This is a genomic window from Lentzea sp. NPDC003310 (assembly GCF_040610935.1).
Lineage (GTDB): Bacteria > Actinomycetota > Actinomycetes > Mycobacteriales > Pseudonocardiaceae > Lentzea.
Genome location: NZ_JBEXNC010000016.1, coordinates 180,757 through 201,868 on the forward strand (window position 1 = coordinate 180,757; position 21,112 = coordinate 201,868).

Here is a 21,112-nt window from a genome sequence, read left to right on the forward strand (position 1 = left end):
CCGCGTCGTCAGAGCTGCTGGATCGGGCTGGGCTGCGCGCCGAGGTGCACCGGCATCGAGTGCAGCCCGTAGACGATCGAGAGCTTGCGGAACGACAGGTCGCCCGGCGCGACCGCGAGGCGCATCTCCGGGAACCGCCGGGCGAGCGCGGGGTAGGCGATCCGCAGCTCCATCTTCGCCAGCTCGGCGCCGATGCAGCGGTGGGCGCCGTGGCCGAACGCGAGGTGCTGGTGCGCGGGACGGTCCGCGAGCAGGACGTCCGGCGTGTCGTACACCTGCGGGTCGCGGTTCGCCTGGGACAGCGAGCAGGCCACGATGTCGCCCGCCTTGATCCGCGTCCCGGCGATCTCGACGTCGCGCCGCGCGATCCGCAGGAACGCCACCGAGACCACGCTCAGGTGCCGCAGCAGCTCGTCGACCAGTCCGTTCACCGTCTTGTCGTCGCCGAGCGCCTTGTCCCGCAGGGCCGGGTCGCGCAGCATCGCGAGCGTGCCGAGCGAGATCATGCTGGCCGTCGTCTCGAACCCGCCGGTGAGCAGGCCGTCCGCGAGGCCCGCGAGCTCGTCGTCGTCCAGCTCGTCACCGTGCTTGCGGACGAGCTCGCCGAGCAGCCCGTCGGTCGGGTCGAGCCGCTGCGCCCGCACCAGCTCGCGGAAGTAGACGATCGACTCCGACACCGCGGACAGCGACGTGGTGGCCGCGCCGCCGAGGTCGAACCGCGAGACGCTGCGCCGCTGGAACTCCTCGCGCTCGCTCGCGGGCACGCCCAGCAGCTCACAGATCGTGAGCGCCGGCACGGTCATCGCGAAGTGCTCGACCAGGTCGACGGGACCGTCCTTCATGGACATCAGGTCGAGCTGGTCCGCGACGATCTGCTCGATCCGCGGCACCAGCCGCGACAGGCGCCGCATGGTGAACTCCGGCGTCAGCACCCGGCGCAGCCGCGTGTGCTCCGGCGGGTCGCTGAACCCGAGCCCGCCGGGCGCCTCGTCGGAGAACAGCCCGAGCTCGCGCAGGTGCCCGAAGTCGTTGCTGAACGCCTCGGAGTCGACGAGCACCTGCTTGGACGCCTCGTACCCCGTCACCAGCCACACCGTGACCGGCAGCGGCAACCGCGTCAGCGGTGCGGCCGCCTGCATCCGCGCCAGCTCCGGCACCGGGTCCACCCCGTTGCGCCGCAGCGGGGCGAGCACGCGTGACGGCACGAACCAGGACGACTCGAGGTCGAACCCGGTCTTGCTCAGGTGTGCGAGGAACCGCTTCCCCATCCACTCGGTCACGCGCGACCGGACGTCGGTCGCTGACTGAAGAACTTCCCACATGACGCGGCTGTCCCTTCGGCGGAAAGGGGGTTACGAGCTGATGATGTCCGTCGGAACGGACAATAACGACGCCGTCGTCCGGCCGCGTCATACCCTGGGCCTAACGCGCCGTCATACTTTGGTCCTGATGTCGATCAGAACCGGTGCGGGCTGTGCGGAGGGCGTTCGGATCGGAACAGAGCGTCAGCGGCACGGACCACAGTGGATCGGGTGATCGGGACCGTCCTCACCCGATTTCTGGCAGGGTGTGCGCGATGACGAGCGCTGAGCACTTCGACCGGTGGTACACCGATCGCGCCGCCTCGCCGATCGTGGACGACCTGGTCCGGCGCACGCTCGGCCTGCCGGAGGGCTTCGAGTCGACCAGCCTGCTCGGCGGTCCCGGGCTCGACGAGGTCACGACCGCGCTGGGGGTGGCGAGGGGCCGGGTGTTGCTGGACCTCGCGTGCGGACGCGGCGGCTACGGCCTGGAGATCGCGCGTCGCACCGGCTGCCGGCTCGTCGGCGTGGACTTCTCCGCCGTGGCCGTGGACCAGGCCCGGCAGAGCAGCGGCGGTGGCGACTTCCGGGTCGGCACGCTGACCGCGACGGGCCTGAGCCCGGCCGCGGTGGACGCGGTGCTGGTCGTCGACTCCGTGCAGTTCGCCGAGTCCAAGCCGGACGCGCTGCGGGAGTGCCTGCGCGTGCTGCGGCCGGGCGGCAGGCTCGTCGTCACCGGCTGGCAGGCGGCGGAACCGGGCGACGAGCTCGTCTGGCACCGGATCCGCGAGCTGGACCTCGCCGCGCAGCTACCTGAGGCCGGCTTCACCGAGGTCGAGGTCGTCGACCGGCCGCAGTGGCGGGAGCGGGAACGGCGGATGTGGGAGGAGGCGCTCGCCCTCGACGCGCCGGACGACCCCGCCGTGGTGGCGACGCAGCAGGAGGCGCGCCGCGTCCTGGCCGTCTTCGACCGGACGCGGCGCGTCCTCGCGACCGCGGTGAAGCCCGCCTGATCAGTGGCAGTGGCCCTGCCGGCCGAGCGTCGTCACCGGCCCCGCACCCGGCCGGCCCCACTGCGCCGCGGGCCTGCTGTCCTCACCCCAGCTCGGCTCGCCGTCCGCGTTCGTCCGCCAGAACCAGCCGCCGTGCCGCGCCTCCGGCCACCCCTGCGGCCGCTGCTCCCACGTCTCGCCGCGCCCGCGCGCGGTCATGTCGAGCAACCCCAGCGAGCCGTTGACCCGCTCGGTGCCCCGCCCGGTCGTCTCGTAGGTGAGGAACGTGCGGTCGCCGTCGCGCAGGTAGCAGGTCAGGTACCCCATCTCGTCGCCGGCGGGCCCCTCGACGCCACGCACCGAGTACCAGGGCTGCCGGTAGCCCATGAACTCCACGAACGGCGCCACCTCGTCCCACGCCCCGGTCGTCACGAACGCGAACGAGACCCCGCGCACGTTGAGGTACGACGCGTCGTCGAAGTGCCACGGGATCTGGGTGCAGCCCTCGCACTGCCCCTGGTGCGGCGCGCCGTCCCACCACATGTGCTTGTAGACGACGAGCTCGTCCCGCCCTTGGAACAGCTCCAAGAACGGCACGGGCCCGTCGGCGCCGACGACCTCGACGGTGCCGTCGAACTCCACCATCGGCAGCCTGCGGCGCTCGGCCGCGATCGCGTCGCCCTCGCGCGTGTGGGCCTTCTCGCGGACCAGCAGCTCGTCGCGCGCCTTCTGCCAGGTGGCGCGGTCGGTGACGGGCGGGAGTCCGGTCATGGGTCTGTCCTCCGTTGGTCGTGCGGACGTCCTTGCACAACCACGTCGAAGCTACGACCGGCTTCTCGACATCCACGCCGACTCACGCCGGATCGCGCAGGAGGCGGGCTCGACGTCCGCGGGCCGCGGCGGCTCCGGCACGTCCCGCAGGTGCGCGGCCCACCGCCCGCCGGTCTTGGGCACGATCACGCGCGCGGGACGGGCGAGCAGCACCCACAGCTCGGCCGGGATCGGGACCGACGTGCCCGCCACCGGCCACGCCTCGCCGGTCTGCGGATGGCGCGGCACCAGCAGGACGTCCGCCTCGCCCACCACCCCCGGACCGGCCAGCCCCAGCGTCCTCGGCTCTCCCGGCGACCGCCGCGCATCGAACGAACGCCGGAACACCTCGGCGAGCGGCCCGTCCGGAACGGTCACCGGCGCACCCTCCACCGCGTGCAGCACGCGGGCGACTGCCACCCCGGCCGCGATCTCCAGCCGCCGCACCCACCAGTCGTCCCCGGCCGACTCGTCCCAGTCGACCGACTCCCACGGCCGCACCGGGTCCGGTTCGCCCACGGCCCGCACCGCGCCGGGCGCGAACCGCACCACCTGCCACCGCGAGCAGTCGTCCACCCGCGTCGCGACCGGCCGTCCACAGGCGCAGGCGAGGTTCGGGCCGCTGTGCCCGGTCACGCCGCAGCAGTCGCCGTCGTACCGGCCGGGGATCCACGTCAGCCCGCGGGTGTCTCCGGGCGCGACGAGGAAGTCGCCCTGGGCGGCATAGGTGCCGTCGGGCAGCAGGGGAGGGGTGAAGTCGGTGCTGTTGGCCCACTCGTCGTGCTCGTGGTCGGGGCGGTCGACCTGGGTCAGCGCGACGGTCAGCGCGGCACCGCACCCGGCGCACTCGAACACGACCACGAGGAAACCTTTCTCGGGAACTACTGCCAGCGGAGCACGTCGCTCACGCGCGGCGTGATCGACCGGCAGCGGCGAGGCGGTGGGTCGTCGTCGAGGTGGGTGGCCCACTGCCCGCTGGTCCGGGGACGCACGGGCTGCTCGGCGGTGCGGGCGAGCCAGGTCCACAGCTCGGCGGCGACCGGCACGACCGGTCCCGGTGCGGGCCACGCCTCGCCGGTCTGCGGGTGCCGTGGCACCAGGAGGACGTCCGAGTCGGGTTCCGCGCCGGGCCCGGCGAGTCCGAGGGTCACGGCCGGGTCGCGCTGCCCGCACCGCGCGAGCTCGTGCCGGAACGTGTCCGCGAGCGGTCCGTCCGGCACCAGCACCCGCGCGTCGCCCGCCACCGCAGCGACGCGCAGCAGGGCGGCGCCCGCCGAGATCTCGACGCGGACCCGCCACCACCTGTCCTCGGCGGTGAGCGGCACGCCGTCCCAGTCGAACGCGTCCCACGGCAGCACGGGACCGGGATCCCCGGTCGCCCGCACGGCGCCCGGCACGAACCACACCGCCTGCCACAGCGAGCAGTCGTCGACGCGCGTCGCGACCGGCCGTCCACAGGCGCAGGCGAGGTTGGGACCGCCGTGGCCGTCGATTCCGCAGCAGTACCCGACGAGCCGGCCCTCGACCCACGACAGCCCCCGCACGTCACCCGGCGCGACGACGACCGCGTCCCGACCGGCCCAGGTGCCCGCCGGGACGAGACCCGGCATGTCGCGGACCCCGTTGCCCCACTGGTGCACCACCGCGTGGTCGGGCAGGTCCACCTGGGTGAGCGGCACCGTCAGCGGCGCACCGCACCCCACGCACTCGAACACGACCACCGCACCATCATCCGGACCCCGTCCACCGAGTTAGCTCGATCGCCGCGCCCCGCCACCGCGCCCGCAGCCACCGGTCGTGGCTCGCCACGACGATCGCCCCCGGCCCCGGCCCCAGCGCGTCCTCCAGCTCGTCGCACAACGTCGGCGACAGGTGGTTCGTGGGTTCGTCGAGCAGCAGCAGGTGCGGGGGCCTCGCCACGAGCAGCGCCAGCGCGAGACGCCGGCGCTGGCCGACGGACAACGCGCCGACCGGCTTGCCCAGGTCCCACTTGTGCAGCAGTCCCAACGACTCCAGCGGCACCTCGGCGACCCGCTCGGCACCGACCGCGCGGCCGTAGGTGGCGCGGGCGGTGAGGCGCGGGTTCGCGAACGACGTGTCCTGGTCGAGCAGACCGACCTCCACGCCCGGTGACCGGCGCACGCCCTCGGTGGGCAGCCGGCCCGCCAGCACGTGCAGCAGCGTCGACTTGCCCGCGCCGTTCGCGCCGGTGACGAGCAGGCGGTCGCCGTCGCGCACGTCGAGGAGGTCGAGCGCGAGCCGTCCGGGGACGCGGACCTGCCGCAGCGACACCAGGTCCTCGGCCTGTGCGGCCAGCACGTCCGGCTGGAACCGCAGCGGGCGCGGGGGAGCGGGCACGGCGTGGCGTTCCAGGTCCTCGAGCCGCCTGGTGGCGTTGCGGACGCGGCGGGAGATCTGGCTCTGCACCCGGTTCGCGCGGACGCCGTAGCCCATCTTGTCGCTGTCGCGCATGGCCCGGTTCGGCGCCACACGGCCCGCGATCAGGCCGAGCGAGTCGCGCAGCGCCGTCAGTTCCTCCTGCTCCTCGGCGTACCGCTGCTCCCAGCGCGCCCGGTCGGCGCGCTTCTGCGCCAGGTAGTCGCGGTAGGTGCCGCCGAACCGCACCGGGCCGTCCACCGCCGGGTCGAGGTCGACCAGGTCGGTGCACACCGCGTCGAGGAACGCCCGGTCGTGGCTCGCCAGCACGACGATCCCGGGCAGCGCCCGCAGCTGCTCCTCCAGGAACGCGGCCGCGTCGTCGTCGAGGTGGTTGGTGGGCTCGTCGAGCAGCAGTGCCGTCGGCCGCCGGACCACCAGCGCGGCCAGGTGCAGGCGGCGGCGCTGGCCGCCGGACAGCGATCCCAGCGCGCGGTCGTGCCCGACGTCGCCGAGTCCGAGTCCACCCAGGACGATCTCCGCCCGGCGGTCCGCGTCCCAGGCCTCGTGCCGCTGCGCGAGCTCCAGCCGTTCCGAGTACTCCTCCAGGTACGCGGGGTCGGCGACGAGCGCGCCCAGCCGGTCGAGCTCGGCCAGGTCCTCCCGCGCCTGCGCCAGCGCGTCGTCGAGGACCTCGGCGACGGTCGCGGACTCGGCGAACGGGAGTTCCTGGTGCAGGAAGCCGAGGTCCGGCGGGCGCGTGACGGTGCCGCCGTCGGGCTGGTCGACGCCCGCGAGCAGGCGCAGCAGCGTCGACTTGCCCACGCCGTTCTCGCCGATCAGCCCGATCCGCCTGCCGGGGGCGGCGGTCAGCGAGACGCCGTCGAGCACGCGCCTGCCCCCGAACCCGCGCACCAGTTCCGTCGCGACCAGTGCCTCAGCCACGTGCGACCTCCTGCAGCGCGCCACCGTCGAGGCGGAGCCAGCGGTCGATCTTCACCTCGCTCAGGAACCGCTCGTCGTGGCTCACGACGACGAACGCGCCCCGGTACGCGTTCAGCGCGCTCTCCAGCTGCCCGGCGCTGACCAGGTCGAGGTTGTTCGTCGGTTCGTCGAGCAGGAGCAGCTGCGGCGCGGGTTCGGCGAACAGCACGCACGCGAGCGTCGCCCGCAGCCGTTCGCCACCGGACAGCACCCCGACCGGGAGGTGCGCGCGGGCACCGCGGAACAGGAAGCGCGCCAACAGGTTCATCCGCTCGGCCGGCGGCATCGCCGGGGCGGCGTCCGCGAGGTTCTCCGCGACCGTGCGCGCGTCGTCGAGCAGGTCCAGCCGTTGCGACAGGTACGCGACCCGGCCGTCGGCCCGCTTCACCTCGCCGCCGTCCGGTGCGAGCGACCCGTGCACCACCCGCAGCAGCGTCGACTTGCCGGCACCGTTCGGTGCGGCGAGCGCGATCCGCTCCGGGCCGCGGATCGCGAAGTCCAGGCCGGAGAACAGCTCCCGCACGCGGATGTCCGTGCCGGTGAAGAGCGTGCGCCCGGCCGGCACCGCCGTCTGCGGCAGCTCCAGGCTGATCTTCTGGTCGTCCTTGAGCGCCCGCTCGGCCTGGTCGAGCTTCGACTTCGCCGCGCCGAGCCGGGCCGCGTGCGTGCCGTCCGCCTTGGCCGCCGACACCTCCGCGTTGCGCTTCATGTTGCCCGCGAAGATCCTCGGCAGGCCCGCGTTCGAGAGGGTGCGCTGGGCGTTGGACGCCCGGCGCGCGGCCCGTTCCCGTGCCTGCTGCATCTCCCGCTTCTCGCGCTTGACCTCCTGCTCGGCGCTGCGGACGTTCTTCTCGGCGACCTCGCGCTCGGCCGCCACCGCCTCCTCGTACTCGGAGAAGGTGCCGCCGTAGAAGCGGATCTCGCCGCCGTCGAGCTCGGCGATCCGGTCGACGCGGTCGAGCAGCGCCCGGTCGTGGCTCACCACGAGCAGGCACCCGCGCCAGTCGTCCAGCACGTCGTAGAGGCGGTGCCGGGCGTCGAGGTCGAGGTTGTTGGTCGGTTCGTCGAGCAGCAGCACGTCCGGCTGCCGCAGCAACTGCGCCGCGAGCCCGAGCGAGACCACCTGCCCGCCGCTCAGCGTGCCGAGCACCCGGTCGAGCGCGAGGTCGCCGAGCCCGAGCCGGTCGAGCTGGGCGCGGGTGCGTTCCTCCAGGTCCCAGTCGGTGCCGATGGTGGTGAAGTGCTCCTCGGCGACGTCACCGGACTCGACGGCCGCGATGGCGCGCAGCACGTCCGCGACGCCGAGGACCTCGGCCACGGTCAGCCCGGCGGTGAGCGGCAGGTCCTGCGGCAGGTAACCGAGGACGCCCTCGACCGCCACGCTGCCGCCGGACGGGGTGAGCGCGCCCGCGATCAGCTTGAGCAGCGTGGACTTGCCGGCGCCGTTCGGGGCGACGAGACCGGTGCGCCCGCCGGGCACGGAGACGGACAGACCGTCGAACACGGGGGTGTCGTCCGGCCACGAGAAGGACAGGGACGACACGACGACGAAAGCATCAGACATGGGGGTGAGACCTCAGCGATGTGCCACGCACGGCACCACGGCCGTGCGGATGGTGAAAAGGGGACGACGAAACGGCCATCGCGAACGGGATGGCCTGTCACATCCAGGGCTCACCCTGAGATGTCGTCTTCACCCACCAGCACGTCGAGCTCCTCGGTCGGTTGATCTCCCTTCCCACGGTAGCAGCGCCCCGCGGCTCCCGCCGACGTGGTTTCCGGCACCGTGGTTGACTCGATCGCGTGACCGCTGTTCTCGACCTGCTGCGCGAGCGCGCCCACCGGCGCAGCACGCCCGGCGACCGCTCCGACGACGCCCGCCTGGTGCTGCTGGTCGAGGGCGGGAGCTCCCGCGGCGTCTACTCGAGCGGCATGACCGTCGCGATCGAACGCCTCGGCCTGCTCCCGCTCTTCGACGCCGTCTACGGCAGCTCGGCCGGCTCCCTGAACGCCGCGTGGCTCCTCTGCGGCCGCGCCGACCGCAGCAAGCACGCCTGGTGGGACCCGGCCGTGATGCGCACGACGATCAACCCGCGCCGCGCCTTCACCCGGCGGCCCGTCGTCGACACCCACCACCTCGTGCACACGATCTACACGCAGGTGGTCCCGATGGGCTTCCAGGAGATCCTCGACAACCCGGTCGAGTTCCACCCGATGACCACCGACGGCCTCACCGGCGACCCCGTCGACCTGCACGGTCACGTCCGCGACCAGCTCAGCCTGCAGACCGCCCTGCGCGCCTCCGCCGCCATGCCGTTCCTCGCGGGCGACCCGGTGGTGATCGACGGCCGCCCGTACGTCGACGCCGGACTGAGCGAGACCATCCCGATCGGGTCCGCGGTGGCCCAGGGCGCGACCCACGTCGTGGCCCTGCGGACGCGCCGCTCGGACGAGTTCCTCGGCGTGCCGCCGTCGCGAGGCGAGCGCATCGTGCTGTCGCGCTGGTTCGCCCGGCACGCGCCGGGGGTGGTGGCGAACTGGTTGCGGCGGGAGGAGATCCGCGCGCAGGACGAGGAGCTGCTCGCGACGCACCCGGCGTGCCTGCAGATCCGGCCGCCGCTCGGGAGCGCGGTGATCGGGCGGACGGAGCGGAGGCCGCGGGTGATGCAGGAGGCGCTGGACGTGGGGGTGGCGGCGGCGATGCGGGACCTGGGTGACGTGGTGGGGGTGAGCCGCTGACGGCGGTCCAGGTGTGGCACGGGGCTCTTGTGCGTTCGCCCCGGCGCCCTTACGGTATCGCAACAACCTGTTGCGAATTGGAGGGCTGCCGGTGGCAGGGCGTCCGCGGGATCCCGACCTCGAACAGCGGCTGCTGGCCACGGCCTGGTCGCTGCTCACCTCGAACGGCTACGACGCGCTGACGCTCACCCAGGTCGCGGCCCAGGCCGGCGCCCACCGGACCGACGTCTACCGGCGCTGGCGCAGCAAGGTGCGGCTCGTGGCGGACGTGCTCGACACCTACCTGCCGCCGGTGCCCGACCCCGACACCGGCACGCTCGCCGGTGACCTGCGGGCGTTCGCGGAGGACCTGGCCGGGGCCTGGAACGAGCCGTGGAACGACGGGCTGGTCGGGTTCCTGGCCGACCTGCGCGGGGACGGGGAGGCCGAGCGGACGTTCAGGGCGCTGGTGTCGCGGCGGTCGCAGCCCCTGGTCGACGCCATCGCGCGGGCGGTGCGGCGCGGGGAGATCGGTGAGGTGCCGGAGCTGCCGTTCGTCGGGAACCTGCTCGAAGGGCCGGTGATGCACCGGCGGATGTTCGGCGGCGAACCGCTGACGGCCGCGGAGCTCGACGTCGTGACCGAGTCGGTGCACCGGCTGCTGACCGGCGCCCCGGTGACACCATGAGCCTGCACGAGCTCACGGCCGCACAGCAGATGAACGCCCTGCGCGCCAAGGAGATCAGTGCACGGGAGCTGGCCGAGCACTACCTCGCCCGCATCGACGAGCACGCCGGACTCGGCGCGTTCGTCACGCTCAACGACCGGGCGCTGGACGAGGCCGACCGGGCCGACGCACGGCTGGCGCGAGGGGAGCACGCGCCGCTGCTCGGGCTGCCGCTCGGCATCAAGGACCTCGCCGCGACGGCCGGGCTGCGCACCACGTTCGGGTCGGCGGCGCTCGCGGACACCGTGCCGCAGCAGGACTCCTGGACCGTCGGGCTGGTGCGGCGGGCCGGTGCGGTCGTGCTCGGCAAGACGAACACGTCGGAGTTCGGCGCGTCCTGCTACACCGAGAACGACGTCACACCGAGGCCAGCCGTAACCCCTTATGCGCCAACGAGGTACTCCAGCGGATCCAGCGGTGGCGCGGCCACGGCGGTCGCGGCGGGACTCCTGCCCGTCGCGCACGCCAGTGACGGCGCCGGCTCGATCCGCACGCCCGCGGCGACCTGCCACCTCGTCGGCATGAAGCCGAGTCGCGGCCTGGTGAGCCCGGCGCCCGCCACGTCGTTCCTCCTCGCGAGCACCGAGGGGCCGATCGCGCGCACGGTCGGGGACGCGGCGCTCCTGCTCGGCGTCATGGCCTCGCCCGCGCCCGGCGACCTCTACGGCTGGCGGCACGAAGGCGGATTCACCGCAGAGCTCACCGGAAAGCTCAAGATCGCGACGTGGACGCACACCGGCACCGGGGAGGCCGCGCACCCGCAGGCGGAACTGGCCGTGCGGAGGACCGCGGAGGTGCTCACCGGGCTCGGCCACGACGTCCGCGAGATCGCGCTGCCCGCCCGCTACGACGACTCCGTCACCCGTGCGATCCTCGCCTGGTTCGCCTACCAGGTCGGCTCCGTGACGCGGCTGATGGTGCCGGAGGACCGCGCGCATCTCCTGCGGCCGTACACGAAGCACCTGCTCGAAGTCGAGAAGACGTTGTCCGCCAACGACATCGTCACCGCCCAGGCGGTGCTCGCCAGGTACGCCAGCGCTTTCCTCGCCGCGGTCGACGACTACGACGTCGTGCTCACGCCCACGACCAACGGGCCGCCGGTCCCGATCGGGTACTACGCCGGCGACGAGGCCGACCTCATGCTGAAGTGGTCCTGCCACACGCCGTGGGTCAACCTCGCCGGCGTCCCCGCGATCTCGCTCCCGTCCCACGTGGACGAGGAGGGACTGCCGCACGGCGTGCACCTCGTCGGCCGCGCCCGCCAGGACGCCGAACTGCTCGCCCTCGCCGCACAGCTGGAAGGCGCAGAGCTGTGGGCGGAGCTCCACCCGCCCAGCTGGCACGAGTGAGAGGTCCCGCGATGCTGGAGAAGATCGTCACCCTGCCGGACGGCCGGGCGCTCCGCGCGGTCGTGGCGGGGGAGGGGCCCGGACCGCTGGTGGTCTTCGAGGCCGGGATGAGCGCGCCCGGTTCGTCCTGGATCCACACCCAGCGCGAGGTGAGCGCCCGCCACCGCACCCTGTCCTACGACCGCGCGGGCTACGGCGGCAGCGACGTCGACCCGCACGACCGCACGCTCGACCGGATCGCGGACGACCTGACGGCGCTGCTCGACGCGCTCGGCGAGACCGCACCGGTGCTGCTCGTCGGCCACAGCTGGGGCGGCCCGATCATCCGCGTGTTCGCCGACCGGCACCCCGGCCGCGTCGCCGGGATGGTCTTCGTGGACGCGACCCTCGCCGAGGTCATGTCGAGCCGCAACGCGAAGGTCGCGGCGCGGTTCTTCGGTCTCATGGCGGTGATCGCACGCCTGGGCGGCAAGAGGCTGATCGCGCGCCAGGCGTTCCGCAACGGGGTGTCGCGCGAGATCTCCGCGGCCGACGTCGAGACCATGACGAACGACTACGCGACCGCGCGGGCGATGAGGGCGGGCGGCAGGGAGGCCGCGCAGATCCCGGCCGCGCTGCCGCTGATGCGGCGCCTGCAGGCCCAGGGCACGCCGGACGTGCCGGTCGTCTGCCTGCAGGCCGGACTGGTCGAGCGCGGGATGGCCCGGTGGCGACCGCTGTTCAACGAGCACGTGGCCGACCTGATGGCCGCCGCGCCGCAGGGGGAGGTGGTCGTCGTCGCCGGCGCCGGGCACCTGATCCCGCAGGAGTCCCCGGAAGTGGTGCGGGAGACCGTCTTCGCGGTGGCGCAGCGGCTACCTTGAGCGCGTGGACTTCGACGAGTACCGGAAGTACGACGCGACCGGCCTGGCCCGGCTCGTCGCCGACAGGCAGGTGTCCGCGGCCGAGCTCCTCGCGGTGGCGAGGGAACGCGCCGCCGAGGTGAACCCGCGGCTCAACGCGATCGTCCGGGACGTGCCCGCCGACCCCGGCGACGACCTCACCGGACCGTTCGCCGGCGTGCCGTTCCTGATCAAGGACCTCGGCCAGGACTACGCGGGCCTGCCGACCTCGAACGGGTCGCGCTCGCTCCGGTCGCTGAAGGCCGGCGCGCACGCGACCGTGGTGCAGCGCTGGATCGACGCCGGCCTGGTGATCTTCGGCAAGACCAACCTGCCGGAGTTCGGCGCGAAGGCGATCAGCGAGCCTGCCGTCTGGGGTCCGGCGCGCAACCCGTGGAACCTCGCCAGGACGCCGGGTGGTTCGTCGGGCGGGTCGGCCGCCGCGGTCGCCGCCGGGATCGTGCCGTGCGCGGGCGCGAACGACGGCGGTGGCTCGACGCGCATCCCGGCGGCGTGCTGCGGGCTCGTCGGGCTGAAGCCGGGACGCGGCCTCACGCCGTTCGGCCCGGACACGGCCGAGATGATGCACGGCGCGGCGGTGCAGGGCGTCGTCTCGCGCACGGTCCGCGACACCGCGGCGATGCTCGACGTCATCTGCGGCGGCGAGCCCGCCGGGCCGTACTCGCCCGCGCTGCCGCTGGACCCGTTCGCGTCCTACGTCGGGCAGGCGCCCGGGAAGCTGCGGATCGGCGTGCGCGTGCCGTCGGCGATCAACCCGGACCCGCACCCGGAGGCGGTGGCGGCCGTCGCGTCCGCCGTCCGCGTGCTCACCGAGCTGGGCCACGAGGTCGAGGAGCTGCCGCAGGCGCCGTTCGACGACGCCGTGCTGGCCAAGGACTTCCTGCTGACGTGGTTCGTGAACCTCGCCTGGAAGGTCGCCGACGCCAAGCGCCTGACCGGGGCGCCCGACACCGCGTTCGAACGCGACACGCTGCTCATGGCCGCGCTGGGCCGGGCCACCAGCAGCGTCGACTACGTGGACGCGGTGCAGCGGCGGCACGAGCACACCCGCCGCCTCAGCACGTACTTCGAGTCCTACGACCTGCTGCTCACGCCGACGCTCGCGACCCCGCCGCCGGAGATCGGCCAGTTCGACCTGCCGCAGTCGTTGCAGCGGGCCACCGACGTGCTGCTCAAGACCGGCACCGCCCGGTTCCTCAAGCACACCAAGGTCGTCGACGACATGATCTCCGACAACCTCGGCTGGGTGCCGTACACGCAGCTCGCGAACATCACCGGCCGTCCCGCGCTCTCGCTGCCGCTGTACTGGACGACGGACGGGCTGCCGCTCGGCGTCCAGTTCGTCGCACCGCTGGAGGGAGAGGCGCTGCTGATCAAGCTCGCGGCGCAGCTGGAGGAGGCGGCGCCGTGGGCCGACCGCTTCCCGGTCATGGACTGAGGAAGCGCAGCAGCTCCGCGGTGACGAACTCCGGGTTCTCCTCGGCCAGCCAGTGCCCCGCACGCGGCACGTCGAGGGCGCGCACGATGTTCGTCACCCGCGGCGCGGCCGTGCCCTTGATCGCCTCGGCCTGGCCTTCCGCGGCCATCACCAGCGTCGGCGCGGTCACGGGGCGGGCGGCCTCGGTGTCGCGGACGTCCTGGTCGAGCGCGCGGTAGAGCTCGAAGCCGTGCGACAGGGTGGTGGTGTAGGTGCGCGCGTACTCGTCGATCTCCTTGCGGTCGAAGGGAGACTTCGTCGACGTGCCGCCGAACGCGCTGCCCTGGTAGGAGACCTGCGGGTAGAAGAGCTCCAGGTACTCGCGGACGTCGTCGCGCACGACCGCCTCGGGGACCTCGCGCTGCGAGTGGAACGCGATGTGCCAGCTCAGCGAGCGGTAGGTGCGGGCGTCGATCGCGGGGCCGGGCAGCGGCAGGTCGAGGTAGCCCAGGCGGGAGGTGTCCTCGGGGAACTGGCTCGCGTACTGGAAGGCGACGGCCGCGCCCAGGTCGTGGCCGACGACCGCGACGTCCTCCAGGCCGAGCTGGTCGGTCAGGCCGTGGACGTACCGCGCGAGCGTGGCCTTGTCGAAGCCCTTCGGCGTGCCGGTGCTGTCGCCGAGGCCGGGCAGGTCGAGCGCGTAGACGGTGTGGCGCTCGGCGAGCGCGGGCATGACCGGCCACCAGCCGTACCAGGTCTGCGGCCAGCCGTGCAGCAGCACGACGGGGGAGCCGGCACCGCCCTTGACGTAGTGCATCCGCACACCGTCGACGTCGGCGAACTCGTGCCGGAACGTCTGCTGGAACACGGGGTCGTGCTGGGTGACGGCCGCGTAGGCGGGGACGTCCTGCGCGGGCGTGGCGCAGGCCGTGATCAGCAGGAGCAGGGCGAGCATCAGGCGTTTCATGCGACCCAGCCTGGTCGCCGGTTGCCGATGCTGGCACGAAAACTTGCTGATGTGGCAAGCTCGGCCCGGTGAACCGCGAAACCGAAGACGTCCTCGACGGGGTGGGCGCGCGGCTGCGGACGTTGCGCCGCCACCGCGGCATCACCCTCGCCGACCTCGCGACGACCACGGGCATCTCGGAGAGCACGCTGTCGCGGCTGGAGAGCGGGCAGCGCCGGGCCACCCTGGAACTGCTGCTGCCGCTGTCGCGGGTCTACGACGTGCCGCTGGACGACCTGGTGGGCGCGCCGCGCACCGGTGATCCGCGCATCCACCTCAAGCCGATCCACAAGTACGGCATGACGTTCGTGCCGTTGTCACGGCGGCCGGGCGGGGTGCAGTCGTTCAAGATGCTCATCCCCGCCGTGGCCGTGCCGCTGGAGCCCGCCCTGAAGACGCACGACGGGTTCGAGTGGCTCTACGTCCTCAACGGACGGTTGCGGCTCGTGCTCGACGACCTCGACCTGACGTTGCCGCCCGGTGAGGCCGCCGAGTTCGACACCTCGAAGCCGCACTGGCTCGGCAGCGCGGACGGCGGCGCGGTCGAGCTGCTGATCCTGTTCGACCCTCAGGGTGTGCGCACGCACGTCCACGCCGACAAGATCAGCTCCGGGTGAGGCGCGCCGTCGACACCACGCCGAGCAGCGTCACGACCGCCACGACCACGCCGTAGCCGACCGCGGTGGCCGACGCCCCGGCGACGCCGATGAACAGGCCCGCAACGATCGCCGCGCTGCCCATCGCGAGGTAACCGACGAAGAAGATCGCGGTGAACAGGCCCGCGCGCTCGTGCGGCGCGACCTCCGGCACAAGGCCGCGGGTGGTGCCGGCGAACGAGGCGCCGATCCCGGCGCCGCCCACGACCGCGGCCGCCCACAGCAGGGGCAGCGAGGTGGCGCCGATGCTGCCGACGAACAGCACCGCGCCCGCGACCATCGCGACGGTGCCGCCGAGTCGCAGCCGAGGTGCCTTGACACCGCTCGAGAACGCGGAGGCCACAGTGGACGCTCCCAGCGCCACGAAGGCCAGCAGCGACCCGACGATCGGGCTCTTCACCGCGAACACCGCCACCAGCAGCGCGGGCACCAGCCCCATGAACGCCGTCATGGTCATGAAGCCGCCGACGATGCCCGGCACCGACGTCCAGTAGAGCCGGCGCACCTGGGCGGGCAGCGACAGGCGGGGGTTCAGCGACGCCACCGCGCCCGGCTTGCGGGTGGCGGTCTCGGGCGTGAAGACGGCGAAGAGCGTCGCGGCCGCCATCACCACGACGAGCACGAGCCACACGTCGAACGCGGCGTTCGGCGAGAACTCGGCCAGCACGCCCGCGAACAGCGCGCCGATCGCCAGCCCGCCGAGCGGCGCCATGCTGGTCATCTGCGCGCCGAGCTTCTTGAACCGCTCGGGCGCGAGCTCGACGACGGCCGCGCTGAGCGCGCTGGACGCCGCGCCGGTCGCGACGCCCTGCACGACGCGCGCCGCGATGACCCAGCCGATGCTCGGCGCGAGCAGGAACATCACCATCGCCACGAGGTCGACGCCCAGTGCCGCGATCATCAGCGGCCGCCGTCCCACGTGGTCCGACAGCGACCCGATCACGAGGATCGAGACCAGCAGCGAGAAGGCGTAGATGCCGAACGCGAGGGTCAGCACCCACGGCGCGAACCCCCATTCGTGCTGGTAGATCGGCAGCAACGGGGTGGGCGCGCCGGCCGCCACGAGGATCGCGACCATCGCGGCCGAGATGCCCGCGAAGCCGACGCCGCGCGACAGCAACGGCCTCCGCACGGCGGTGTCGGTGCGTTCCAGCATGGCGGTCATGGCACTTCCTTCAAGTTCGTCTTCGAGGAGTGCTGAGACCGTAGGCCGGTTCACTTGTTTTTTGCAAGTGTGCTTTAGGTCGCGAAGTTGAATCTGAGTTAACAAGCGAGCTACGCTCAGTGCGTGAAGCGACGTGACTTCGGTCAGTACTGCGGCCTGGCGCGCGCCCTGGAGCTGGTGGGCGAGCGGTGGGCGTTGCTGATCGTCCGCAACCTGGTCGTGCGGCCGCGTCGCTACTCCGAACTGCAGACGGGCCTGGCGGGCATCCCCACGAACGTCCTGGCCACGCGCCTGAAGGAGCTGGAGCAGTCGGGCATCGTCGAGCGCCAGGTCGCGCCCGCGCCCGCGCGCGGGGTCGTCTACGCGCTCACCGACGTCGGCCGCTCGCTGGAGCCCGCGCTGCTGTCACTGGCTCGCTGGGGCGCGACCCAGCTCGGCGAGCCGCAGCGGGGCGACGTCGTCACGCCGGAGGGCCTGGTGCTGAACCTCCGCGCCGTGTTCCAGCCGGACCAGGCGGCCGGCCTGACCGCCTCCTGGGAGATCCACGTGCGTGACGTGGTGGTGCACGCGGTGGTCGCCGACGGCGATCTCACCACGGGCCTGGGGTCGGCTCCCGTCCCGCCCGACCTGACCATCACGGCGAGGTTCGCCGACGACGAGCTGGCGTCCTACCGGGCGGTCATCACGGCGGCGCGCGACGGCGAGGTCGGCCTGAGCGGCCGGCCGGAGCTGCTCGACACGTTCCTGCGCGTGTTCACCGTTCCGCGCGCGGCCTGAGCGCGACGGACCCGGCCAGCAGCAGGCCCGCGGCCACCAGCAGGGCGTGCGGGACGAGCAGTCCCGCCGCGACCAGTGCGAGCGCGACCAGGTGGAACGGCCAGGTCCTCGTGCGGGACTTCGTGTCGGTCATCGGGCGCCTCCCGGCTGCGAGTTGAGGGCGTCCCCTCCACGATCTGTCTTTTTTGTCCGTTCTTCGATCCGGTCTGGCACTCAACGTGAGGGTGGCCACCCCTCACGCCGCCGACCGGCGCACTTGTCGCCACCCCGCGAACATGGGTGTTGCCACGGATGGACACGTGGCGCCCCCGCCAGTCAGCCTCGCAGGCGTGGCGGGAAGTGATCACGGAGAGGCGGCGCGCGTGTCGTTGTTCGGGCGGATCTTCCTGCTCAACGCCCTGGTGCTGGTGATCGCGGCCATGTTGCTCGTGTTCGGCCCGGCGACGGTGTCGACGCCCGCGCCGTTGCGCGAGGTGCTCGTGCTCGGGGCGGGCCTCGTGGTCATGCTGATCGCCAACGCCGTGCTGATCCGGGTGGGGCTCGCGCCGCTCGGCCGGCTCACCCGCGCGATGACCACCATCGACCTGCTCAAGCCCGGGCCGCGGCTGCAGGCCAAGGGGCACGGGGAGATCGCCGAGCTGATCACCACGTTCAACAGCATGATCGACCGGCTGGAGACCGAGCGCGGCTACAGCTCGGCCATCGCGCTGTCCGCGCAGGAGTCGGAGCGGCGGCGGGTGGCGCAGGAGCTGCACGACGAGGTCGGGCAGTCGCTGACGGCCGTGCTGCTCAGCCTCAAGCAGGTGGCGGACCAGTCGCCGCGCGAGACGCGCGAGGAGCTGCTGGTGGTGCAGGAGACCACGCGCAGCACGCTCGACGAGATCCGCCGCATCGCGCGCCGGCTCCGGCCCGGTGTCCTGGAGGAGCTGGGGCTGGTCAGCGCCCTGAAGGCGCTCACGCGGGAGATCGGCGAACCGGCCGGGCTCACGATCCGGCGCCGGTTCGACAAGGACCTGCCCGAGCTCGACGCCGAGACCGAGCTCGTGGTCTACCGCGTCGCGCAGGAGGGGCTCACCAACACCGTCCGGCACGCGCGGGCCGACGAGATCGAGCTGACGCTCACCGCGCGTCCGTCCGAAGTGGAGCTGCGGCTGCGCGACAACGGCCGGGGGATCGGCACCAGCCAGGAGGGCGCGGGCATCCGGGGCATGCGGGAACGCGCGCTGCTCGTCGGCGCGGACCTCAGCGTCGGGCCCGTGGCGCAGGGCACCGAGGTCCGGCTCACCGTCAAGGCGAAGGGGGAGCGGGCATGACCGTGCGCATCCTGCTCGCGGACGACCACGCGCTCGTCCGCCGCGGCGTCCGGATGATCCTCGACAACGAACCCGACCTCGAGGTGATCGGGGAGGCGGGCGACGGCGCGGAGGCGATCACCAAGGCCCGCGCGGACCGGCCCGACCTCGCGATCCTCGACATCGCGATGCCGCGGCTCACCGGCCTGCAGGCGGCCCGGGAGCTGTCCCGGCTGCTGCCCGACCTCCGCATCCTGATCCTCACGATGTACGACAACGAGCAGTACTTCTTCGAGGCGCTCAAGGCGGGCGCGTCGGGGTACGTGCTCAAGTCCGTCGCCGACCGCGACCTGGTGGAGGCGTGCCGCAGCGCCATGCGCGGCGAGCCGTTCCTCTACCCCGGCGCGGTCAACTCGCTGATCCGCAACTACCTCGACCGGGCCAAGGAGGGTGGCGGGTTCCCGGCCAAGGCGATCACCGACCGCGAGGAGGAGATCCTCAAGCTGGTCGCCGAGGGCCACTCCTCCAAGGAGATCGCGGACATGCTCGTGATCAGCGTCAAGACCGTCGAGCGGCACCGGGCCAACCTGCTGCAGAAACTCGGGCTCAAGGACCGCCTCGAACTCACCCGGTACGCGATCCGCGCCGGGCTCATCGAACCCTAGGAAACTCGAGTGAACGTCGAAGTGACGCCCCTGCCCGGCATAGGGGTCAGGCAGGACTTCTCCATCCGCTCCGGCCGCCGGATCGGCGTGATCTCCTACCGCGACGGGAAGTTCGAGCTCATCCTGTCCAAACAGGACGACCCGGACGCCACCGCCGCGTCCATCCCGCTCGCGCCGGAGGAGGCGGGCACGCTCGCCGGGCTGCTCGGGGCGCCGCAGCTCGTGTCGCAGCTCGACCGCCAGCACCGCGACATCGCGGGCATCAGCACCCGGCAGCTGCCGGTGACCGCGTTCGCCGGTCGCACGCTCGGCGACACGGCACTGCGCACCCGCACCGCCGCGTCCATCGTCGCGGTCGTGCGCGCGGGCCACGCGCACCCGTCGCCGGGCCCCGACTTCCTGTTCGAGAACGGCGACCTCGCGGTCGTCGTCGGCACCGCGGAGGGGCTCGATGCCGCCGCGGACATCCTGACGGGCGGCTGAACCAGTGCACGACACCACGATCGCGCTGATCCAACTGGGTGCGGTCTTCTTCGGACTGGGCCTGCTCGGCCGCCTCGCCTGGAGATTCGGCATCTCCCCGATCCCGCTCTACCTCGTCGGCGGACTCGCGTTCGGCTCCGGCGGCCTCATCCCGTTGCACGGCATCGAGGAGTTCACCCACCTCGCCAGCGAGATCGGCGTGGTGCTGCTGCTGTTGTTGCTGGGCCTCGAGTACTCCGCGTCGGAACTCACGACCGGGCTCAAGAAGTCGTGGATGGCCGGTGTCCTCGACATCGTGCTCAACGCGGCCCCCGGCGCGATCGTCGCGCTGATGCTCGGCTGGGGCGCGGTCGGCGCGCTCGCGATGGCGGGCGTCACCTACATCTCGTCGTCCGGCATCATCGCGAAGGTCCTCGGCGACCTCGGCCGGCTGGGCAACCGCGAGACACCGGTGATCCTCTCAGTGCTGGTGTTCGAGGACCTCGCGATGGCGGTCTACCTGCCGGTGCTCACCGCCGTGCTGGCGGGCGTCAGCTTCCTCGGCGGGCTCACGTCCGTCGGCATCTCGCTGCTCGCGATCACCGTCGTCCTGGTGGTGGCGCTCAAGTACGGCCGGGTCATCTCGGCGATCGTGGACAGCCCCGACCACGAGGTGTTCCTGCTCAAGCTCCTCGGCTCGGCGCTGCTGGTCGCGGGCATCGCCTCCGAGCTGCAGGTGTCCGCCGCCGTCGGCGCGTTCCTGCTCGGCATCGCGATCTCCGGCTCCACCGCCGAGAACGCGACGCGCCTGCTGGAACCGCTGCGCGACCTGTTCGCCGCGATGTTCTTCGTGGTCTTCGGCCTCAACACCGACCCGCGCACCATCCCGCCCGTGCTCGGCATGGCGGTGCTGCTGGCCGTGATCACCACTCTCACCAAGGTCGCGACGGGCTGGTGGGCGGCCCGGCGCCAGGGCATAGGGCCGATGGGCCGCGCCCGCACCGGTGCCGCCCTGGTGGCGCGCGGCGAGTTCTCGATCGTCATCGCCGGTCTCGCGGTCGCCTCCGGGCACGTGAGCGAGCAGCTGGCCGCCCTCGCCACCGCGTACGTGCTGCTGATGGCGATCATCGGCCCGATCGCGGCCCGCTACGTCGAGCCCGTCGGCGAGTTCTTCCTGCGGAAGCGGGCCGCGGCTCAGTGAGGTGGCCGGCACTCCTGCTGGCCCTGCTGCTCGCGTTCGTCGGCACGAGCAGCAGGGACACGGCGGCCGACCAGCCGGGATCGGGGCTGAACGCCCCGGCCTCGGTCATGCACGTGCACGCGACGGGGTCACCGGACGCCTGCTGGGCGCTGGTGAGCGGCGGGGAGGCCCCGTGCCCGCCGCGGGGCAGGACGGCGGTCGTCGTGGCCGCCGCGCAGAGCGCCGGGGGAACGCCCTCGGGTCACCGGTCGAGCCGGGCACCGCCACGCGCGGGCGCTCCCGACTCGACCCGTTTCCCGACCTGAGGACCTC

22 protein-coding genes are annotated in these 21,112 nt (G+C 72.8%); 13 read left to right on the top strand and 9 right to left on the bottom strand.

Features of this window, described 5'->3' with window-relative positions:
- Nucleotides 1-8: 8 nt before the first annotated feature.
- Nucleotides 9-1,322, bottom strand: coding sequence for a cytochrome P450 (locus ABZX02_RS31090; protein ID WP_355303396.1), 1,314 nt, complete (start codon nucleotides 1,320-1,322; stop codon nucleotides 9-11).
- 254 nt (nucleotides 1,323-1,576) lie between these two features.
- Between ABZX02_RS31090 and ABZX02_RS31095 the strand changes: the two genes are divergently transcribed.
- A complete protein-coding gene (locus ABZX02_RS31095; RefSeq protein WP_355303398.1) occupies nucleotides 1,577-2,314 on the top strand; it encodes a class I SAM-dependent methyltransferase in 738 nt (245 codons plus the stop codon).
- On the opposite strand, the gene ABZX02_RS31100 is transcribed toward ABZX02_RS31095, so the two are convergent.
- From ABZX02_RS31100 to ABZX02_RS31120, 5 genes are read right to left on the bottom strand one after another with little or no spacing between them, the layout of a single operon-like run.
- Nucleotides 2,315-3,064, bottom strand: coding sequence for a DUF899 family protein (locus ABZX02_RS31100; RefSeq protein WP_355303400.1), 750 nt, complete (start codon nucleotides 3,062-3,064; stop codon nucleotides 2,315-2,317).
- 51 nt (nucleotides 3,065-3,115) lie between these two features.
- Entirely contained in the window at nucleotides 3,116-3,964 is an 849-nt protein-coding gene (locus tag ABZX02_RS31105; protein WP_355303402.1) for a hypothetical protein, read from the bottom strand.
- Between the two features lie 20 nt (nucleotides 3,965-3,984).
- Complete coding sequence (locus tag ABZX02_RS31110) at nucleotides 3,985-4,824, bottom strand: hypothetical protein (protein ID WP_355303404.1); 840 nt, start codon at nucleotides 4,822-4,824, stop codon at nucleotides 3,985-3,987.
- A gap of 7 nt (nucleotides 4,825-4,831) precedes the next feature.
- On the bottom strand, nucleotides 4,832-6,424 hold the full coding sequence (locus ABZX02_RS31115; RefSeq protein WP_355303406.1) for an ABC-F family ATP-binding cassette domain-containing protein: 1,593 nt from the start codon (nucleotides 6,422-6,424) through the stop codon (nucleotides 4,832-4,834).
- Nucleotides 6,417-8,027: an ABC-F family ATP-binding cassette domain-containing protein gene (locus ABZX02_RS31120; RefSeq protein ID WP_355303408.1), complete on the bottom strand. Its 1,611-nt coding sequence runs from the start codon at nucleotides 8,025-8,027 to the stop codon at nucleotides 6,417-6,419. The genes ABZX02_RS31115 and ABZX02_RS31120 overlap by 8 nt, the downstream gene beginning before the upstream one ends.
- A 239-nt stretch (nucleotides 8,028-8,266) precedes the next feature.
- Between ABZX02_RS31120 and ABZX02_RS31125 the strand changes: the two genes are divergently transcribed.
- The 5 genes from ABZX02_RS31125 (at nucleotide 8,267) to ABZX02_RS31145 (ending at nucleotide 13,597) form a co-directional block, all read left to right on the top strand.
- Nucleotides 8,267-9,202 (top strand): patatin-like phospholipase family protein, encoded by a 936-nt coding sequence (locus ABZX02_RS31125; RefSeq protein WP_355303410.1) that lies wholly within the window; start codon nucleotides 8,267-8,269, stop codon nucleotides 9,200-9,202.
- Nucleotides 9,203-9,293: 91 nt separating this feature from the next.
- A complete protein-coding gene (locus tag ABZX02_RS31130) occupies nucleotides 9,294-9,869 on the top strand; it encodes a TetR/AcrR family transcriptional regulator (protein WP_355303412.1) in 576 nt (191 codons plus the stop codon).
- Nucleotides 9,866-11,257 (top strand): amidase, encoded by a 1,392-nt coding sequence (locus ABZX02_RS31135; protein ID WP_355303414.1) that lies wholly within the window; start codon nucleotides 9,866-9,868, stop codon nucleotides 11,255-11,257. Before ABZX02_RS31130 ends, ABZX02_RS31135 begins: the two co-directional genes overlap by 4 nt.
- Nucleotides 11,258-11,268: 11 nt before the next feature.
- Nucleotides 11,269-12,120 carry an alpha/beta hydrolase gene (locus ABZX02_RS31140; protein ID WP_355303416.1) on the top strand — a complete coding sequence of 284 codons (852 nt, stop codon included), beginning with the start codon at nucleotides 11,269-11,271 and terminating at the stop codon, nucleotides 12,118-12,120.
- Between the two features lie 4 nt (nucleotides 12,121-12,124).
- Complete coding sequence (locus ABZX02_RS31145; protein WP_355303418.1) at nucleotides 12,125-13,597, top strand: amidase; 1,473 nt, start codon at nucleotides 12,125-12,127, stop codon at nucleotides 13,595-13,597.
- Here the strand turns inward: ABZX02_RS31145 and ABZX02_RS31150 are convergent.
- On the bottom strand, nucleotides 13,587-14,543 hold the full coding sequence (locus ABZX02_RS31150; RefSeq protein WP_355303420.1) for an alpha/beta hydrolase: 957 nt from the start codon (nucleotides 14,541-14,543) through the stop codon (nucleotides 13,587-13,589). The two genes, ABZX02_RS31145 and ABZX02_RS31150, sit on opposite strands and share 11 nt — an antisense overlap.
- Nucleotides 14,544-14,611: 68 nt before the next feature.
- On the opposite strand from ABZX02_RS31150, the gene ABZX02_RS31155 reads away from it, so the two are divergent.
- Nucleotides 14,612-15,199, top strand: a complete 588-nt coding sequence (locus tag ABZX02_RS31155) for an XRE family transcriptional regulator (protein ID WP_355303423.1) — start codon at nucleotides 14,612-14,614, stop codon at nucleotides 15,197-15,199.
- Here ABZX02_RS31155 and ABZX02_RS31160 read toward each other — a convergent pair.
- A complete protein-coding gene (locus tag ABZX02_RS31160) occupies nucleotides 15,186-16,403 on the bottom strand; it encodes an MFS transporter (protein WP_355303425.1) in 1,218 nt (405 codons plus the stop codon). The two genes, ABZX02_RS31155 and ABZX02_RS31160, sit on opposite strands and share 14 nt — an antisense overlap.
- A gap of 123 nt (nucleotides 16,404-16,526) precedes the next feature.
- Between ABZX02_RS31160 and ABZX02_RS31165 the strand changes: the two genes are divergently transcribed.
- Nucleotides 16,527-17,180, top strand: a complete 654-nt coding sequence (locus ABZX02_RS31165; protein ID WP_355303427.1) for a helix-turn-helix domain-containing protein — start codon at nucleotides 16,527-16,529, stop codon at nucleotides 17,178-17,180.
- On the opposite strand, the gene ABZX02_RS31170 is transcribed toward ABZX02_RS31165, so the two are convergent.
- Entirely contained in the window at nucleotides 17,158-17,313 is a 156-nt protein-coding gene (locus ABZX02_RS31170; RefSeq protein ID WP_355303429.1) for a hypothetical protein, read from the bottom strand. The two genes, ABZX02_RS31165 and ABZX02_RS31170, sit on opposite strands and share 23 nt — an antisense overlap.
- A 196-nt stretch (nucleotides 17,314-17,509) precedes the next feature.
- On the opposite strand from ABZX02_RS31170, the gene ABZX02_RS31175 reads away from it, so the two are divergent.
- The 5 genes from ABZX02_RS31175 to ABZX02_RS31195 are packed head-to-tail and all read left to right on the top strand — an operon-like array spanning nucleotide 17,510 to nucleotide 21,105.
- The gene (locus ABZX02_RS31175; RefSeq protein WP_355303431.1) at nucleotides 17,510-18,493 is read left to right on the top strand and encodes a sensor histidine kinase; all 984 of its coding nucleotides are present in this window, start codon (nucleotides 17,510-17,512) and stop codon (nucleotides 18,491-18,493) included.
- Entirely contained in the window at nucleotides 18,490-19,137 is a 648-nt protein-coding gene (locus ABZX02_RS31180) for a response regulator transcription factor (protein ID WP_355303433.1), read from the top strand. The genes ABZX02_RS31175 and ABZX02_RS31180 overlap by 4 nt, the downstream gene beginning before the upstream one ends.
- Nucleotides 19,138-19,146: 9 nt before the next feature.
- The gene (locus ABZX02_RS31185) at nucleotides 19,147-19,620 is read left to right on the top strand and encodes a TrkA C-terminal domain-containing protein (protein WP_355303435.1); all 474 of its coding nucleotides are present in this window, start codon (nucleotides 19,147-19,149) and stop codon (nucleotides 19,618-19,620) included.
- Nucleotides 19,621-19,624: 4 nt separating this feature from the next.
- Nucleotides 19,625-20,800: a cation:proton antiporter gene (locus ABZX02_RS31190; RefSeq protein WP_355303437.1), complete on the top strand. Its 1,176-nt coding sequence runs from the start codon at nucleotides 19,625-19,627 to the stop codon at nucleotides 20,798-20,800.
- Entirely contained in the window at nucleotides 20,797-21,105 is a 309-nt protein-coding gene (locus ABZX02_RS31195) for a hypothetical protein (protein ID WP_355303439.1), read from the top strand. The genes ABZX02_RS31190 and ABZX02_RS31195 overlap by 4 nt, the downstream gene beginning before the upstream one ends.
- Nucleotides 21,106-21,112: the final 7 nt, after the last annotated feature.

Bases quoted from the DNA above. Each gene is read 5' to 3' on its own strand.
- ABZX02_RS31135 (WP_355303414.1), top strand. From the start codon at position 9,866: ATGAGCCTGCACGAGCTCACGGCCGCACAGCAGATGAACGCCCTGCGC.
- ABZX02_RS31140 (WP_355303416.1), top strand. From the start codon at position 11,269: ATGCTGGAGAAGATCGTCACCCTGCCGGACGGCCGGGCGCTCCGCGCG.
- ABZX02_RS31120 (WP_355303408.1), bottom strand. From the start codon at position 8,027: ATGTCTGATGCTTTCGTCGTCGTGTCGTCCCTGTCCTTCTCGTGGCCG.
- ABZX02_RS31160 (WP_355303425.1), bottom strand. From the start codon at position 16,403: ATGACCGCCATGCTGGAACGCACCGACACCGCCGTGCGGAGGCCGTTG.
- ABZX02_RS31100 (WP_355303400.1), bottom strand. From the start codon at position 3,064: ATGACCGGACTCCCGCCCGTCACCGACCGCGCCACCTGGCAGAAGGCG.
- ABZX02_RS31150 (WP_355303420.1), bottom strand. From the start codon at position 14,543: ATGAAACGCCTGATGCTCGCCCTGCTCCTGCTGATCACGGCCTGCGCC.
- ABZX02_RS31170 (WP_355303429.1), bottom strand. From the start codon at position 17,313: ATGACCGACACGAAGTCCCGCACGAGGACCTGGCCGTTCCACCTGGTC.
- ABZX02_RS31180 (WP_355303433.1), top strand. From the start codon at position 18,490: ATGACCGTGCGCATCCTGCTCGCGGACGACCACGCGCTCGTCCGCCGC.
- ABZX02_RS31090 (WP_355303396.1), bottom strand. From the start codon at position 1,322: ATGTGGGAAGTTCTTCAGTCAGCGACCGACGTCCGGTCGCGCGTGACC.
- ABZX02_RS31095 (WP_355303398.1), top strand. From the start codon at position 1,577: ATGACGAGCGCTGAGCACTTCGACCGGTGGTACACCGATCGCGCCGCC.